Raw genomic sequence first — 16,996 nt, 5'->3', positions numbered from 1 at the left:
AATAAATTCAGTTCATTGACGACTTTGCTCGCTTTGATTGTATTGATGATCGTCATCACCATCATTAACCCCAACTTTTTAACGACCAATAACTTGCTCAACTTGCTTTTGCAGGTAACCGCAAATGGCTTCATTGCATTCGGTATGACCTTTGTTATCTTAACTTCAGGGATTGATCTTTCAGTAGGTTCAATACTCGCCTTGTCCAGTGCTATCACAGCTGGTCTAATCGCCAATGGCATGCCTGTCCCCTTGGCTATTGTCGTAGCTTTATTACTAGGCGGTGTCTTGGGCATGATTAACGGTTTGCTGATTTCCTTTGGAAAGTTAGTACCATTCATTGTGACCCTTGCAACCATGACTATCTTTCGCGGAGCAACTTTAGTTTACACAAATGGTAATCCTATTACTCAAGGGATGTCTAACAGCTATCTTTTCAAATTTTTAGGTCAAGGTTATATCTTAGGTATACCTTTCCCTGTTATCTTAATGTTTGCTGTTTTCATTATTCTTTATATTGTTTTGCATAAAACTGCCTTTGGTAAATCTGTTTATGCATTAGGTGGTAATGAGAAAGCAGCCTACATCTCGGGCATCAAACTTAACAAGGTTAAGATTTTGATTTATACTATTTCAGGTGTAATGGCTTCTATCTCTGGATTGATTATCACCTCACGTTTAAGCTCTGCACAGCCAACGGCGGGAGCATCTTATGAGATGGATGCCATTGCTGCAGTAGTTCTTGGTGGAACCTCACTTATGGGTGGTAAAGGTAGCTTGATTGGAACTTTGATTGGTGCATTGATTATTGGTGTCTTAAATAATGGACTGAATATCATTGGCGTGTCAGCATTTTGGCAACAAGTAGTCAAAGGTGTGGTTATCCTTATTGCGGTTATGCTAGACCGTTTGAAAACTAGCAAGTAATTAACGTTATCAAAAATTTATTTCATCATATAGGAGAATTTCAAATGAAAATGTTTAAAAAAGTGCTGACAGGTACAATCTTGGCAGGTGCCATTTTAACACTTGCAGCATGCGGTCAAACAGGCCTGGGCAATGAGGGCGGTGGTAACAATAGCAATGGTGGTACCACTAAAAAAGCAGCAGATGAATTGAACATCGGTGTATCCATCTCTACAACGAATAATCCATATTTTGTGGCGATGGATAAAGGGATTAAAGATGCTGCAGAAAAGGCTGGTACAGAGCTTAACGTTTCAGATGCACAAAATGACGCTGCAAAGCAAACCAATGATGTACAAAACTTTATTAGCCAAAAGGTTGATGCGATTTTGATTAACCCAGTGGATTCTGATGCGATTGTACCAGCGATTGAAGCTGCTAACAATGCCAACATTCCTGTCATCCTTATGGACCGTGGCGCTTCAGGAGGTGAAGTATTGACAACCGTTGCTTCGGACAATGTTGAGGCAGGTAAAATGGCGGCAGAATTTATCGCTAAAGAAGCAGGAAAAAATGCGAAAACATTACAGCTTTCAGGTACACCAGGAGCCTCTTCAACAATCGACCGCGGTAAAGGCTTTGACAATGCTGCCAAAGATACACTTGATGTTCTTTCAAGCCAATCTGCGAACTTTGATCGTGCTACAGCTTTGAACACTACTCAAAATATGCTCCAAGCAAACAAAGATGTTCAAGCCATCTTTGCACAAAATGACGAGATGGCTCTTGGTGCTGCACAGGCAGTTAAAGCAGCCGGTTTGTCTGGTGTAATCATCGTTGGTATTGATGGTCAGCCAGATGCTCAAGAAGCAATCAAAGAAGGAACTCTGACAGCGACAGTGGCACAACAACCCGCTAAAATGGGGGAAATCGCACTTCAAGCAGCAATTGATCACTTTGAGGGGAAAGACGTAGAGAAAACCACCGTTTCACCAATCTTCCTTGTAACCAAGGAGAATGTTGGTGAACACAACTGGTAATGAAGTAAAAATATTTAAGCGCATTTGACAAGCTTATAAACAAACGGCAGATTTCCTAAACATGGATGAATCTCACAATGTAAACCACCCATAAAACGGGTGGTTTTGACTTTGGAATATCTTATTGTATTTATTTAAATAAAAAGTTGACTCTGTGTTAAGAAATAATATAAAGTAGAATTTATAAGAGTGATAAAAACAAAAGTAATCTATCTTTGAAATTTCTTGTTTTAAACTCTATAAAGGCTTTCTCTTCATATATTTTTGAAATAAATCGAAATTATTCTCAAAGATGTTGACTTGCTACTTTCTCAGTGGTATAATAGATTTATGACTAAAAACGTGCAAAATAAAATTGAATCTTTACTTGAGGCAATGCCTAAATACGTTCAAGAATTTTATCATTCCAAAGCTTCCGTGCCTTACTCACCCAATACATTATTGGCTTACTTAGAGGAATATCAACGGTTTTTTAGCTGGTTGATTGATTCGGATGCCATATCTGGCACAAAGTCCATAACTCAAATCTCTCTCGATTCCTTGGCGAAATTACCTAAAGCTGATGTAGAATCTTATATTATGTTCCTCAGAACCAAAGAAAAAGGAAATGGACAGGAAAAACACAAAAAATACGGAATTTCACAGGTGTCTATTAATCGTGCTATTTCAGCTCTTTCAAGCCTCTTTAACTATCTCACAGTGGAGTCTGAAGATGAAAATGGCGAACCTTATTTTGATCGCAATGTCATGAAACGCATCAAAGTTAAGGTAAAAACAAGGTCATTATCTGCTCGTGCAGAGGCCATGAAACCTAAGTTATTTTTGGGAGATGAGACGCAAGCCTTCCTTGATTTTATCCAAGAAGATTATCCCAAAACACTCAAAGCACGGGCACTCACCTCCTACAATCAGAATGTTGAACGTGACCTTGCGATGATTGCTCTCTTCTTATCTACAGGTATACGTTTGTCCGAACTTGTGAATACCAACCTAAAAGACCTTAACCTAAATACGATGACGATTGAAGTTATGCGTAAGGGAGGCTTTGTAGACTCAGTGAATATTGCGCCATTCGCCAAACCTTACCTAGAAAATTACCTCGCCATTCGTGAACAGCGCTACAAAGCTGAAAAGCACAATATAGAACTTTTTTTAACCAATTACAGACAGGAAGCAAAACGTATCGGTGCTTCTTCTGTTGAGGCTTTAGTGTCCAAATACTCTGCCGCCTTTAAAATTCGCGTAACTCCTCATAAACTACGCCATACACTCGCAACAAGACTTTACGCAGAAACGAAATCGCCTAATCTGGTTGCCAATCAGCTTGGCCATACTTCTAATTCGACGGTCACTTCACAGTATATTTCAGTGCTTTCGGATGAGGCAAAAGATGGATTGGCAGAATTGTAAAAGAAAAAAGATTGTAGACATTCTCGCTCGCAATCTTTTTTCTTGTGTAGTCGAACATTATTATTATATCAATCACACCATAGAGAGGAATATTTTGATAGAAAGCACTGTTTAGCACTCCTATATATAGCAAAAAGTCAATATTGTTTGCCGTTTACAGCTCTTTATCAAATTAGCAAGCCCTCATGGAATTCAAATAAAATCAATCTAAAAGGATTGCCAATCGTTACTTGGATCTTCATCCTCTAAGACATCAATTTCAGCATTTTTCGAAGGGAGCATCATAATGCCAAGAAAAATAAGTGTTCCTGGTCCAATAAGCAAATTGATAAAAACAAGACCTACTGGGAAACCAATATCCCTCAAGCGTCTGACTGATAGAGAAATATTCGGAATAATGACCACCAAAATTGCAGCTATGTAAGCAAAAAATGCCAATAAATATACCGCTGACCACACTAAGTTAGACAAATCTGTGTCTACAAGCGCAAAGAGTCCTGCATATGTGGCTGTAAAAAAGAGTAATTGAATCAGAAATATCCACCAAAATTGGCTTCGACTTGATTTACCTTTAAAATTTCCGTAATCTTTCCAAAATAGCTTGAAAGCATTAACCATAATCAACCTCTATTCTGTTTATTTCATATTTTACATAATAATAGTTATGCAAACTATATAAAAAACGAAAACTCTAGCTTGCAAATTAGGCTAGAATTTTTCTATCAACTTATCTCTGTGATTATGTTATCTAAGTCTGACAGAGCACGTTCAGCAACTTTAGTATAACGTTCTTTTTTATCACGAATACGCGGACCTTCAAGCTCTTTAACAATACCAAAAGTTACGTTCATAGGTTGAAAGTGTTTGCTGTCTGTATGGGTAATATAATACGGCAACGCACCAATAGCTGTGGTTTGCGGAAAAACAACTTCTTCCTCTCCCTTAAAGAGACGAGCTGCATTAATCCCAGCGACCAGACCGCTTGCAGCAGATTCAACATATCCTTCTACACCAGTCATTTGACCAGCAAAGAAAAGATTAGCTTGTTTCTTTGATCGGAAAGTTTGCGTAAGAAGATTTGGTGAATCCATATAGGAATTGCGGTGCATTACCCCATAACGAACAAATTCTGCATTTTCAAGTCCTGGAATCATTTGGAAAACACGTTTTTGCTCTCCCCATTTAAGATGAGTTTGGAAACCAACGATATTATAAAGAGAAGCTGAAGCATTGTCTTGGCGGAGTTGAACGACGGCATAAGGTGCTTTAAAATCTCCATCGCGTGGTCCTGTGTAAGAATCCGGATATTCCAAACCTACAGGTTTCATGGGTCCAAATAGCATTGTTTTATACCCACGTTTAGCCATTTCTTCGATTGGCATGCAGCCTTCAAAAACTTTTAAATCCTCAAAAGAATTAAGAGGGGCTTCCTCTGCTTCAATCAATGCCTGTTGGAAATTGTTAAATTCCTCCTTCGTCATCGGACAATTGATATAATCAGCTTCACCTTTATCATAACGAGATTTCTTATAAACCTTATTATAATCAATGCTGTTCGCATCAATGATTGGTGCGGCAGCATCGTAAAAGTAAAAGCCGTCTCCATCGTTAAAAGTATGAATTTTTTCAGCTAAAGCATCACTCGTTAAGGGACCGGTAGCAACAATCGTAATTTCTTCCTCTAAGTCAGGTAGAACTGTGATTTCCTCACGGATGACCTCAATCAAGGGATGTTGTGATATCGTTCTTGTGATAAATTCGGAAAATGCTTCACGATCAACAGCCAGTGCTCCTCCTGCAGGAACTTGTGTTTTCTCTGCAGCTTGCATCATGAGTGAATCTAAGCGACGCATTTCTTCTTTTAGAAGTCCAACTGCATTAGTAATAGCAGCGCCACGGAAAGAATTTGAGCAGACCAATTCTGCAAATTTATCCGTTTTATGCTGAGGCGTTGCTTTCACTCCTCGCATCTCATATAGCTTTACCGGAATTCCTCGTTTAGCAATTTGATAGGCTGCTTCTGAACCAGCCAGTCCCGCACCGATAATGTTTATATGTGTTTTTTTCATCGTTAACTTTCTAACAGTTGCACGCTTTACATATTTAAAATTATGTAAAGTATGTTATTTTTGCTTTTCTTCTTGATAGTCACAGGTTTCATTGCTACAAACAACCTGCTTACCGCCACCACGTACTTTCTTTTCAACCAGGAAGTGTTCGCATTTTGGACAAGAGCGACCAACAGGTTTATCCCAGCTGGTAAACTCACACTCTGGATATCTGTCACAGCCATAAAAAAGACGATTCTTTTTGGTTTTTCGCTCAATAATCTGTCCTTTGTGACAACTTGGACAAGTCACACCAATTTCTTTCACGATGGCTTTAGTATTGTGACAATCTGGGAAATTACTGCATGCGTAGAACTTGCCATAGCGCCCTAACTTAATAACCATGGGATGACCACAAACGTCACAATCAAAACCAGCAGGTTCGTCCTTGATGACGATTTTCTCCATTTCGACTTCAGCCTTGTCAAGCTCTACAGCAAAAGGTTTGTAGAACTGATCAACAACATCAACCCAGCGTCGCTTACCTTCTTCTACCTTGTCTAAATCCTTTTCCATTTCTGCTGTAAATTCGGTATTTACAATATTAGGGAAAAATTCAATAACCAGCTTGTTTACGATTTGACCAAGTTCTGTTGGTTCAAATCGTTTTGCGACTAATCGCGCATAATAACGCTTTTGAATGGTATCAAGTGTAGGCGCATAAGTTGACGGCCGACCAACGCCATTTTCTTCCAAAACTTTAATCAAAGTGGCTTCACTATAGCGTGCAGGAGGTTGAGTAAAATGTTGTTCCGGTTTGAGGTTAACTTTTTTAACAATATCTCCTGCGACCATGTCTGGAAGCATGTTATTCTTTTCAGAATCATTATAAATTGCTAAATACCCCTCAAACTTAACTTGCGAGCCATTTGCTACAAAAGTTACGCCGTTTTGCGAAAGGTTGACCTTCATTGTATCAAAAACAGCAGCGGTCATCTGACTTGCAACGAAACGGTTCCATATCAAAGTATAGAGTTTCAACTGATCCTTGTTTAAGTATTTTGCAATAGACTCCGGAGTATTTAAAACATTGGTTGGACGGATAGCCTCATGGGCATCTTGGGCACCGGCTTTATTTGATACTTTAGAACTGTGTTTACTGTACTTCGCACCAAAGCGCGTCGTGATAAATTCCGCTGCTACACCTTGCGCAACAGGTGAAATACGAGTAGAGTCAGTACGCATATAAGTGATTAGTCCTTGGTGACCTTGAGCGCCAAGGGTTATTCCTTCATAGAGTTGCTGTGCAACCATCATCGTTTTACGCGTACGGAAGTTAATTTTATTGGCTGCATCTTGTTGCATTGAACTGGTTGTGTAAGGCAGCGGTGCGTTTCTACGACGCTCTTTCTTCTCTACCTTGTCAACGCTGAATTCTGGGCCAGACAAGCGTGCCATGACTTCCATGACATCGTCATTATTATCCAGTGCGCGCTTCTTGCCATCAACACCCCAGAAAGCTGCCTTAAACTTTTTCGCACCTTTTTTAAATTCACCATCAATTGACCAGTATTCTTTAGGAACAAAAGCATTGATTTCGTTTTCACGATCAACGATAAGCTTAAGCGCAATGGACTGTACACGTCCGGCAGATAAGCCTTTTTTTACCTTTTTCCAAAGAATTGGACTAATTGAATACCCAACCAAACGGTCTAAAACTCGCCGTGCCTGCTGAGCATCAACCAAGTCAATGTCGATGCTTCGTGGTTCTTTAAAAGCGCTTTTGACAGCATCTTTAGTAATTTCGTTGAAGACAACACGATTTTTGTCTTCTAATGATAGACCTAAAATGTGGGCTAAATGCCAAGCAATAGCCTCTCCTTCTCGGTCCGGGTCACTTGCGAGATAGACAGCTTTAGCGGCTTTAGCTTCTTTTTTAAGACCATTTATCAGAGGGGCCTTACCCCGAATGTTGATATATTGAGGTTCATAATCATTTTCTATATCAACAGACATTGTTGATTTTTTTAAGTCGCGAATATGTCCAACGGACGCAACAACTTTATAATTACGTCCCAAATATTTTTCGATTGTTTTTGCTTTGGCAGGTGACTCAACAATTACGAGATTTTTACCTTTAACAATTTTTTCCTTCTTCTTACTTGTTGTTTTTTTACTGTTTAATTTCTTTTTTGCAGTTGCTTGTTTTTCGCTTGCTTTCGCCATATTTTTACCTATTTTTCAAAATTCAATAGTCTAATAATATAGGCTTTTAAGACAGATGTCAAGTAATAAAACTAAAAGTGTTCTTCTTATAGGAGAATTAAATGATTATTAAAAGATAAAAATGCCTCCCAATCCTTATAATATATGTATAGAGTAGATATTTTATGGTTTTTGTTTTTAGAAAAAACTTATGGATAAATTCCTCTTTATCACTCAAAGAAATATTCATCTAAAATATCTTGACCATGTGTCACTAACTTTGCGCCTTGCTGAATTAAACTATTACAACCTGAAGAATTTCTGCTCAGAATATTACCTGGTACAGCAAAAACATCTCGATTTTCCTCCAAGGCCCAACTGCTTGTAATTAAACTTCCACTTCTTTGTTTTGCTTCAACAACGACGATTCCTCGAGAAAGCCCGGCAATAATCCTATTTCTATCTGGAAAATGAAATTTAAGTGGCGGATCACCTACAAGATATTCTGAAAGAACAAGTTCATTTGCTGCTAAGTATTCCTGTAATTTACGGTTTTCTTTTGGGTAACTGATATCTAAGCCGTTGCCAACAACAGCAATGGTAGGAGTTTTTTGCCTTACAGCTGCAACGTGACTTGATGTATCAATTCCACGTGCAAGACCGCTCACAATGACAAACTTTTGTTTTAACTCCTCTATAAGTTTATGTGTAACCTTTATCCCTTCTTTTGAAGTTTCGCGACTACCGACAAAACCTATTTTAGGGAGAGTGAGTAGGTCCAGATTCCCTTGATAAAAAAGCAGCACTGGGGGATTGTATATTTCCTTAAGTCTTTCTGGATAAACCTCATCCAAGATTGAAAAAGACGGAAATCTCTTATAAAGCCTCCTTAAGCCCTCAACATCTTGACCTTTATAACTTTCTATAAAATTAGGAGCTGATTTTACTTCTGTTATATGAGCCATCTGCCGTAAAGTTATCTTTTCCTTGTTGTTCTCTTGATATGCAATAAGTTTCAAAATTCCGCGGTTAGATACACCCGCTTTTTTCAATCTTAATATTTCAAAGTTTCTCACCATGAAGCCTCCATTTTTACCTTTTGTTTAACTCATACGTAAAAAATAGAAACTTTTCACAAAAAAACTGCATTTCTGCAGTTTTTTATTCCGCTTGCTCGATATCTTTTTTGAGTTGATCAAGATTAAATTTTGCTTGGAGGAAATTCTGAGATTGTGTCGGGAAGTTTTGTTCTAATGCATCCACTTGACCAATTTCTACTTTTCCTGAAAACCCAGAGAAGCCTAAAATATGACCACCAAAATCGCACGAATCAGCAAGAAAATGCAGATGGTATCCAGCGACACTTACACCATGAAACATTTCTGGTGTCCAAAATCCCACGATAGTTCCCTTGACTTTCTCCTCTTTATATTCAGGTTGATTTTCTGCTACTTTAGCAAAAGGTTCACCTTCTGCTGCGCCTGGAGCCATGCGCACATGCATCATATCAAAACCACCCGTCATTTTAATTGTATAAAAGGTATTTTCGCTATTAAACTCGTTTTCTATTTTTTGGAATAATTCTTCGCTGGCAATATTTTCCTCTTGTTGGAAAGAAAGTGTTGCTTCATGATGAGCAACGGCAGCGTAAGGGACAGTTTCATTATCCTCCACGTGACGTACTTTTTTGTCACCTGTTGCAATGTAAGCTTTGCCATCCAAGACAATCAACTCCCCATTTATACCCGCCAAAGTTCCAATACCAAAATTTCCTTTTTTCAGTAGTTCTCCAATTGTTAGTGTTCCCTCGTAAAGACCTGACATCAAAGCTGCGAGAGTATTGTGTTGAAATAATTTCATTTTTTCTTTCCTTTCAAAATTTCGGATTCTTCAATACTTTAATTCTACCACATTATCACTTATGCGATTAAAATAGGGATTGCTCATTTGTCTACTTCTCCTAAAAAAGACCAAGCAATAACTTAGTCTTCAAACCATTTATCAACTTGTTCTTTGTGTGATTTAATCCATGTTGCTGCTGCCTGTTCTGGTGTTTTACCATTTTGAACATCAAGCATTACCGATTCCATATCTTTTTGAGACCAGTTAAACTTGTCTAATACTTTATAGGCTTCAGGATTGTCTTCTTTAAGGCCTTTACGTACAATTGTATTGATGTCTTCAGCTTTACCCATTGAGTTTTTAGGATCTTCTAAATATTTCAAATCATATTTATTAAACATCCAGTGTGGTGACCAACCAGTGATAACGATATCCTTGTGTTGCTTGATAGCTTCACCAAGAGCCACAGTCATTGCACCTGCAGATGATGGGACTAAGTTCCAATCTTTCAAGTTATCATAATCTTTCAGTGTCTTTTCTGTAGCTGCCATAACGCCAGCACCAGGTTCAATACCGATGATTGATTTATCTGCTTGATCTTTCAGATCTTCAATGGAGTTGGCCTTCATGTAGCTTGGAATGACAAGACCAACTTTGGCTCCCTTAAGGTTAGGACCAAGCAATTCAACAGATTTGCTGAATTTTTTCCATTGTGTTTCGTGTGTGTTGGGCAGCCATGCAGAAACCATACCATCCGCTTGACCATTAGCGACAGTCTGCCAAGCCACTGTGTTATCCAAAGCTGTCTTCTTAACATCAAATCCATGTTGCTCCATAGCTTGACTTAATACGTTAATAGCTGCAACTTCTGAATCCCAGTTCATATATACAAGTTCAACCTTTTTATCTGCTGCTGTTTTATTAAGCGTAACACCGGAAATCCCACCAATGATAAGAACGACAAGAGCTAGCAACGCTCCTCTTTCCTTCCATTTTTTAAGTTGCGGATTGCCTTGTTTTTCAGTTGGGGTAACATTAAGTTTTTGAGTGAAACGGTCAATGATAATAGCTAAAATAACTAAAGCAATACCGTTCACAAAACCTTTACCGATATCTGCAGATTGAACCGCCGCTAAGACACCGCGTCCAAGGCCAGGTGCACCAATCATTGAAGCAATAACGACCATTGAAAGTGCCAACATAATAGTTTGGTTAACACCTGCTAAAATTGTTCCTTTTGCTAAAGGAAACTCTAACTTAAAGAGCTTTTGTCTTGGTGTTGACCCAAAAGAATCTGCTGCTTCGACCAATTCAGTGGAAACTTGACGTATACCCAAGTTTGTCATACGAACTGTTGGTGGCAAAGCAAAGATAACTGAGGCAAATACACCAGGAACCACACCGATACCAAAGAAAGCAACGGCCGGAATCAAGTAAACGAAACCGGGCATGGTTTGCATAAAGTCCAGTATTGGCTGCACAATCTTAGCAACAAGTTCAGACTTCGCCATCCATATACCTAAAGGAATACCGATGATAATAGAAACTAAACTCGAGAGCAAGACCAATGTTACTGTATTCATCAGATCTGTCCACAAACCTTGATTGGCAATAAGAACTAAACCTAAGAATGTAAAGACAGGGAAGGCAATTTTACGTCCTGAAACCAAAACAGCCAAGAAAGTTACAACAATAATCATTAACCAAAATGGTACGGCTGTAAGTCCTGCAGTTACGCTGTCCATAATTGCTGTGCCAGATTTTTGAATAATATCAAACCCAGCGCTTAAATTACTTGTAATCCAATCTGTTGCAGTCGAAACCCAATCTGCTAAGGGTATCTTACCTATTGCTAACTCAATCATTATTTACCTCCTCATCGTCTATATCTGCTAAAGCTTCAAGTACTCGTCCGCGGATAAGAATACCTTTGAGGAATCCTTCATCGTCTACCACGGCAACAGGTGTTGGAGAGTCGTATATGATAGGTAAGATATCACTTACTAATGTTTCTTTACCAACTTGTCCAACATCTGTCATGAGAACATCGCGAAGAGATTTATTCGCTTGTTTTGCTTGAACTGCTGCTTCACTGGTAATAACACCGTAAAATTGACGTTTTTTATCGACAGCCATTAAAGAACTTACTTCTTCTGTTTTCATCTTTTTAAGCGCAACACTTGGGCCATCAATGTCAATATTAGTTGTTAGGGCAGGAATCATAATATTCTCTGCTGTGATAACTTTTGCACGATCGACATCTTCTACGAAGGTTTTAACGTAATCATTAGCAGGGTTAGTAAGGATTTCTTCACCTGTACCAATCTGCATGATTTTACCATCTTTCATAATGGCAATGCGGTCACCGATACGTAATGCTTCATTCAGGTCATGCGAAATGAAAATAATTGTTTTTTGGAATTTTGCTTGAAGTTCCAAAAGTTCATCTTGCATCTCACGACGAATCAAGGGGTCTAAAGCTGAGAAAGCTTCATCCATCAGAAGGATTTCTGGGTCATTGGCTAAAGCGCGCGCTAAGCCGACACGCTGTTGCATCCCCCCAGAGAGTTGGTTGGGGTATTGATTTTTAAAATCAAGTAGATTAGCGTTGTCTAGAGCTTTTTCGGCACGCTTACGACGTTCCTCTTTTGGTACATTTTGTACTTCCAAACCATATTCTGTATTTTCAAGAATCGTTCTATGAGGGAAGAGGCCAAAATTTTGGAAAACCATGCTCATCGTTTTACGACGTACTTTTAACAAATCTTCTTTATTCAATGTAGCAACATCTTCACCATCAATGAAAATCTTACCGCTTGTTGGCTCGATTAAACGATTAAGCAGACGTAATAAAGTCGACTTTCCTGAACCAGAAAGCCCCATAATAACAAAGATTTCGCCTTCATTTACTTCAAAGTTGGCATCGTAAACACCGACACTCGCACCTGTTTTTCTTAAAATTTCGTTTTTCGACACTCCCTGCTCGACCATTGCCAAAGCAGTTTTTACACGTTTCCCAAATACTTTGGTTAAGTGCTCAATTTTAATTTTTACTGGCAAAATATTCTCCTTTACTCTTAATAATTAAATACATTTCGTTATTTAACCCTCTTTAAAGTGACCACTCTATCTTAACAATGTATTGTCACTTTGTCAAATGAGTAAACTTATAAAAACAGAAAATATTTTATATTGAAGAAAGAAAAAGCGCGTACAAATATAGACAACATCTCAGGACTGTCTATATTTGTACGCGCTTTTTATGAGTAAAGCAAGTTTTTATTAATTTTTGTAAAAGAAGTTTTGAAGAACTTGTAAGGCATCTGCTCCTCCCACAAAATACAATGTATCATGTTGGTTGAGTGTCGCATACGGACCAGGAGAGATAACCAGTTCATCATTTTGTAGAATAGCAATCACCGTTACTCCAGTATTCTGCCAAAGATTCATCTCTCCGATTGTTTTTCCCAAATTTTCTGAAGGCTCATTGAGTTCTAGTTCTATAGGTGTCATTGGATTAGACTTCTGAAAGTGTGCAGTTTGTCCAACCAGCTTATCCAAGGTAGATGAAAAGTTTGCAAGCTCTTTCTGTTGACGTGCAACACTCTTTAAAATATCGGCCTGCAAGTCTTGAATCGTTTTTATTTCTTGGTGCTGAGCCAGATAGTCTTGTGCTTTTTGCCGTGATGCAATCACAACACCACTTCCATGAATAGAATCGACAATCCCCAAATCACTAAGAATACTGATAGCTTTCCGTGCCGTCTCTGGAGAGACACCAAAAGTCGTTGCCAATGTAGAACGCGCATAAATTTTTTGTCCTACTTTCAATTCATTACGAACAATATTTTCAGCAATCAAGATGGCAATTTGCTGATATTTCGGTTGCCTTACCTTATTCACCGTATTTCCTCCTCGTATGTGATGTTAATACTTGTAGCATTTGTGTAGATAATGCCCCATGATTTCTATTTTAATGTAAAAATACAAAAAAAGATAGTAAAGTTAATTTATCCTATTTATGGTATTGTGCATATACCATAACTTGTATTTTTAATATGTTTTGTATAAGTAATTTATGATATAATGAACCAGAAAGTTTTTAAAAATAGAAAGTGATGTTATGAACTGGATTTTTAGATTGTTTAAAGGAATGATTATTGCTCTTGGTTTTATTCTTCCGGGTGTTTCAGGCGGTGTTCTCGCTGCTATTTTAGGTATTTATGAACGCATGCTTCATTTCTTGGCTCATATTCGTCAAGATTTTAAGAAGAATTTTCTCTTCTTCCTCCCTGTTGGTATAGGTGGAATCTTAGGTTTAGTCATTCTTAGTAGACCTTTAGAATGGTTGCTTGCACATTATCAAGTTATTGTTTTATGGGGCTTTGCTGGTGCTATTTTAGGAACGCTCCCTTCTCTCTTTAGAGAAAGCTCTCGTCAGAAGTCAAGAGACCAAAGCGACTGGATTATTTTGGGTATTACCTTTGTCCTATCAGCAATTATTTTATATATGTTACCAGCAATTGCTGGTACAGTTCCTGCAAACTTTTTCGGTTTCTTCCTTGCTGGTATATTGATTGCCCTAGGTGTATTGGTTCCTGGGCTTAGCCCTTCCAATCTTCTTTTAATTTTAGGTCTTTTCTCCCCGATGCTTGATGGTTTTAAAAACCGTGATATTTTTGGTGTTTTTCTTCCCATTGCCATTGGAGGAATGTTTGCTCTTGTGAGTTTTTCAAAGGTGATGGAAAGACTTCTACTCAACTATCATTCGAAAGTATATCATTTTATTATCGGTTTGGTCCTGTCAAGTACCTTACTTATTGTTGTCCCTACACAGAGTGCTGAAACTATCAGTTATGCTGGCGCGACAGTCTCAACTTTCATGATGAGTGCCTTACTTTTTGCAGTTGGGATACTTTTAGGACTTTGGATGAGTAAACTGGAAGAAAAGTACAAATAGCTGTTTGTAAGGAGTTGCGCTTCTATTGTGTCTTAAGAAATAAAAACGACTGAGAAAAATTTTCTCAGTCGTTTTTATTCTTCTGCTTTCTCAAAGCAATATTGTTTATCCTCTCAAAGATAAACAATATCCCTGAGCGCTGCAGGGGCGCTTAAAATATATAGAAATTCATGCTTAATTCCCCCATGAGGTGCACAACTTCTTCTGCATCTATTCATTTTAGGTCACGTCTTTTGTATGAATAACTTTGACCTTTCAGATCTTAAAATTCCTTAGCTACTGCTTCTACTTTGTTAAGAAATTCAGACAAGAATTCTTCTGCCTTTTCAGGCTGATAAGCATGACCTTCAACACTCAGAGAACTAAAATCTGTCCCGATAAATTCAAAAATCGCTTTCATATATTGAGTGCCTGTATCTTGTCCATTATAAAAACCACCACTGGCTTGCAGGTACAGTACTTTCTTGTCTGTTGCTAAACCTTTCGGACCTTCTTCTGTATAACGGAACGTTTTACCCGCAACATTGACTGTATCAATCCATTTTTTTAGGCTAGCAGGAATCATAAGGTTCCATAATGGACTCGCAATGACTACTTTATCTGCTGAAAGAAATTGCTCTGTAAAAGCACCAAAACGTGCAACTTTATCTTGTTGTGATTCAGACAAGGCAGTGAAGTCTACACCATTTTGCATCGCAATAAAGGCAGAAGCCATGTCTTGATCAATTTCAGGAATGTTGGCAGAGAAAACATCGAGTACTTCTACTTCATCTCCTGCATTTGTAGCTTTATAAGCAGATACAAAAGTATCTAAACCTTTAATTGAGAAGCTGTCTTCAGCTGTTAAAGGATGCCCTTTTACAACAAGTAATTTCGTCATTAATAAATCCTCCAAGATTTCATTTGATTTACATATGTAAACAACGTTACCTTATCATTATATCAAAAACATTTTTGAAAAACTATAATTTTAATATGTGAAATTTAGCACAAATTTGCAAACACTAAAACCATCTCGAAAAACTTCAAGATGGTTTTTGATTTTAGTGACGAATTAAATAATCAAATGCACCTAAAGCCGCAGTAGCACCACTTCCCATTGCAATAATAATTTGTTTATAAACAGAGTCTGTACAGTCCCCCGCAGCAAACACGCCAGGTACATTGGTAGCGCCGTGCTTATCAACGATGATTTCACCCCGTGCTGTAAGATCAACAACACCGTCAAGCCATTCAGTATTTGGTACTAGTCCGATTAGGATAAAGACACCTGACAGTTCAAGAGTTACTTCTTCCTGTGTGTCGCGATTGACATAGTCTAAACTTTCAACCTTGCCCTTACCGTGAATAGCTTTTGTTTCGACATTGGTCAGAACAGTTACGTTGTTTAGAGAATACAGCTTTTCTTGTAAAACTTTATCGGCTTTAAGCTCTGGCAAAAATTCTAAAACAGTAACATGCTCAACTACACCAGCTAAATCAATAGCTGCCTCAATCCCCGAGTTTCCGCCCCCAACTACGGCTACTTTCTGACCTGCAAAGATTGGTCCATCACAATGCGGACAATAAGCAATTCCTTTATTTTTAAATTCTTCTTCTCCCGGAATTCCGAGTGAACGCCAGCGTGCTCCCGTTGATAATACAACGGTTTTTGATTGAAGAACTGCACCGTTTTCTAGTGTCACTTCAAGCATATCTTTTTTCTCTAATTTCACTGCCTTTTGTGTTTTCATAATGTCGGCAGGATAAGATTTTACATGTTCTTCAAGTTGTGCGACTAGCTTAGGACCTTCAGTATAGGTTGTGCCGATAAAGTTTTCGATACCTAAAGTTTCTAATGGCTGACCGCCAAATTTTTCAGCTAAAATTCCTGTACGTATTCCTTTTCGCGCTGCATAAATAGCAGCACTTGCACCTGCAGGACCACCGCCAACAACAAGAACATCATAAGGATCTTTGTCATCAAATTCTTCACTTCCAGTTTGACCAACGAGTTTATTTAATATTTCTTCAAGACTCATGCGACCACTTGAAAATTCCTCGCCGTTAACAAAAACTGTTGGGACTGCCATTACACCACGAGATTTTACTTCCTCTTGGAACATGCTGCCCTCAATCATCGTATGTGTAATATTTTCATTAAGTACACTCATAATATTCAGAGCCTGTACAACATCTGGGCAGTTATGACAAGTCAAACTGACGTAGGTTTCGAAATGATAAGGTTTATCAATGGCTTGAATGCGTTTTTTGAGGTCTTCTTCAATCTTAGGTGCACGGCCACTCACTTGCAAAAGAGCCAAAACGAGTGAATTAAATTCATGCCCTAAAGGAATACCAGCAAAGGCAACACCTCGCATCTCGCCCTTACGTACTACAGAAAATCCAGGCGCTTTTACTAATTTTGCTTCCTCGACGCTTATACGAGGTGACATCTCCGCAATCTCATTGACAAAATCACGAACTTTTTTACCGTTCGTATCATTTTCATCTGCTTTTACGCGCAAGGCGATATCATTTTCTAAAAGTTCTAAATATTGCTTAAGTTGTGCTTTAAGATTCTCTTCTAACATTTTGTCTTTCCA

The 16,996-nt window shown here is 38.3% G+C and carries 14 protein-coding genes; 4 read left to right on the top strand and 10 right to left on the bottom strand.

The window, feature by feature from the left end:
• Positions 1–45: 45 nt before the first annotated feature.
• The 3 genes from NFR51_RS07215 to xerS all read left to right on the top strand — a co-directional run bounded on the left by NFR51_RS07215 (position 46) and on the right by xerS (position 3,356).
• Positions 46–927, top strand: a complete 882-nt coding sequence (locus tag NFR51_RS07215; RefSeq protein ID WP_439108860.1) for an ABC transporter permease subunit — start codon at positions 46–48, stop codon at positions 925–927.
• A 44-nt stretch (positions 928–971) separates the two neighbouring features.
• Positions 972–1,946, top strand: a complete 975-nt coding sequence (locus NFR51_RS07210) for a substrate-binding domain-containing protein (protein ID WP_251713044.1) — start codon at positions 972–974, stop codon at positions 1,944–1,946.
• 330 nt (positions 1,947–2,276) lie between these two features.
• Entirely contained in the window at positions 2,277–3,356 is a 1,080-nt protein-coding gene (gene xerS / locus NFR51_RS07205) for a tyrosine recombinase XerS (RefSeq protein WP_251713043.1), read from the top strand.
• 207 nt (positions 3,357–3,563) lie between these two features.
• Here the strand turns inward: xerS and NFR51_RS07200 are convergent, their stop codons facing one another.
• The 8 genes from NFR51_RS07200 to NFR51_RS07165 form a co-directional block, all read right to left on the bottom strand.
• Positions 3,564–3,974, bottom strand: coding sequence for a DUF805 domain-containing protein (locus tag NFR51_RS07200; protein WP_251713042.1), 411 nt, complete (start codon positions 3,972–3,974; stop codon positions 3,564–3,566).
• A gap of 104 nt (positions 3,975–4,078) precedes the next feature.
• The gene (gene trmFO, locus NFR51_RS07195; RefSeq protein WP_251713041.1) at positions 4,079–5,425 is read right to left on the bottom strand and encodes a methylenetetrahydrofolate--tRNA-(uracil(54)-C(5))-methyltransferase (FADH(2)-oxidizing) TrmFO; all 1,347 of its coding nucleotides are present in this window, start codon (positions 5,423–5,425) and stop codon (positions 4,079–4,081) included.
• A gap of 54 nt (positions 5,426–5,479) precedes the next feature.
• On the bottom strand, positions 5,480–7,630 hold the full coding sequence (gene topA / locus NFR51_RS07190; protein WP_251713040.1) for a type I DNA topoisomerase: 2,151 nt from the start codon (positions 7,628–7,630) through the stop codon (positions 5,480–5,482).
• 209 nt (positions 7,631–7,839) lie between these two features.
• Positions 7,840–8,688 (bottom strand): DNA-processing protein DprA, encoded by an 849-nt coding sequence (dprA, locus tag NFR51_RS07185; protein ID WP_251713039.1) that lies wholly within the window; start codon positions 8,686–8,688, stop codon positions 7,840–7,842.
• Positions 8,689–8,770: 82 nt separating this feature from the next.
• Positions 8,771–9,469: an acetolactate decarboxylase gene (gene budA / locus NFR51_RS07180; RefSeq protein WP_251713038.1), complete on the bottom strand. Its 699-nt coding sequence runs from the start codon at positions 9,467–9,469 to the stop codon at positions 8,771–8,773.
• A gap of 122 nt (positions 9,470–9,591) precedes the next feature.
• The gene (locus tag NFR51_RS07175) at positions 9,592–11,316 is read right to left on the bottom strand and encodes an ABC transporter permease/substrate binding protein (protein WP_251713037.1); all 1,725 of its coding nucleotides are present in this window, start codon (positions 11,314–11,316) and stop codon (positions 9,592–9,594) included.
• Entirely contained in the window at positions 11,309–12,511 is a 1,203-nt protein-coding gene (locus NFR51_RS07170; protein WP_251713036.1) for a quaternary amine ABC transporter ATP-binding protein, read from the bottom strand. The genes NFR51_RS07175 and NFR51_RS07170 overlap by 8 nt, the downstream gene beginning before the upstream one ends.
• 222 nt (positions 12,512–12,733) lie before the next feature.
• Positions 12,734–13,354 carry a GntR family transcriptional regulator gene (locus tag NFR51_RS07165; RefSeq protein ID WP_251713035.1) on the bottom strand — a complete coding sequence of 207 codons (621 nt, stop codon included), beginning with the start codon at positions 13,352–13,354 and terminating at the stop codon, positions 12,734–12,736.
• Positions 13,355–13,574: 220 nt separating this feature from the next.
• Between NFR51_RS07165 and NFR51_RS07160 the strand changes: the two genes are divergently transcribed.
• Complete coding sequence (locus NFR51_RS07160) at positions 13,575–14,411, top strand: DUF368 domain-containing protein (RefSeq protein ID WP_251713034.1); 837 nt, start codon at positions 13,575–13,577, stop codon at positions 14,409–14,411.
• Between the two features lie 262 nt (positions 14,412–14,673).
• On the opposite strand, the gene NFR51_RS07155 is transcribed toward NFR51_RS07160, so the two are convergent.
• Positions 14,674–15,291 carry an FMN-dependent NADH-azoreductase gene (locus NFR51_RS07155; RefSeq protein WP_251713033.1) on the bottom strand — a complete coding sequence of 206 codons (618 nt, stop codon included), beginning with the start codon at positions 15,289–15,291 and terminating at the stop codon, positions 14,674–14,676.
• A 163-nt stretch (positions 15,292–15,454) separates the two neighbouring features.
• Positions 15,455–16,984, bottom strand: coding sequence for an alkyl hydroperoxide reductase subunit F (ahpF, locus tag NFR51_RS07150; protein WP_251713032.1), 1,530 nt, complete (start codon positions 16,982–16,984; stop codon positions 15,455–15,457).
• Between the last annotated feature and the right edge of the window lie 12 nt (positions 16,985–16,996).

The organism is Lactococcus ileimucosae (genome assembly GCF_943193185.1).
Lineage (GTDB): Bacteria > Bacillota > Bacilli > Lactobacillales > Streptococcaceae > Lactococcus > Lactococcus ileimucosae.
The sequence above is the reverse complement of the archived record's forward strand: the minus strand, read 5'-3'. Positions and strand labels throughout refer to the sequence as shown.

Coding starts and splice junctions, on each gene's coding strand:
- NFR51_RS07215 (WP_439108860.1), top strand. CDS start 46: ATGATCGTCATCACCATCATTAACCCCAACTTTTTAACGACCAATAAC.
- NFR51_RS07210 (WP_251713044.1), top strand. CDS start 972: ATGAAAATGTTTAAAAAAGTGCTGACAGGTACAATCTTGGCAGGTGCC.
- xerS (WP_251713043.1), top strand. CDS start 2,277: ATGACTAAAAACGTGCAAAATAAAATTGAATCTTTACTTGAGGCAATG.
- NFR51_RS07200 (WP_251713042.1), bottom strand. CDS start 3,974: ATGGTTAATGCTTTCAAGCTATTTTGGAAAGATTACGGAAATTTTAAA.
- trmFO (WP_251713041.1), bottom strand. CDS start 5,425: ATGAAAAAAACACATATAAACATTATCGGTGCGGGACTGGCTGGTTCA.
- topA (WP_251713040.1), bottom strand. CDS start 7,630: ATGGCGAAAGCAAGCGAAAAACAAGCAACTGCAAAAAAGAAATTAAAC.
- dprA (WP_251713039.1), bottom strand. CDS start 8,688: ATGGTGAGAAACTTTGAAATATTAAGATTGAAAAAAGCGGGTGTATCT.
- budA (WP_251713038.1), bottom strand. CDS start 9,469: ATGAAATTATTTCAACACAATACTCTCGCAGCTTTGATGTCAGGTCTT.
- NFR51_RS07175 (WP_251713037.1), bottom strand. CDS start 11,316: ATGATTGAGTTAGCAATAGGTAAGATACCCTTAGCAGATTGGGTTTCG.
- NFR51_RS07160 (WP_251713034.1), top strand. CDS start 13,575: ATGAACTGGATTTTTAGATTGTTTAAAGGAATGATTATTGCTCTTGGT.
- NFR51_RS07155 (WP_251713033.1), bottom strand. CDS start 15,291: ATGACGAAATTACTTGTTGTAAAAGGGCATCCTTTAACAGCTGAAGAC.
- ahpF (WP_251713032.1), bottom strand. CDS start 16,984: ATGTTAGAAGAGAATCTTAAAGCACAACTTAAGCAATATTTAGAACTT.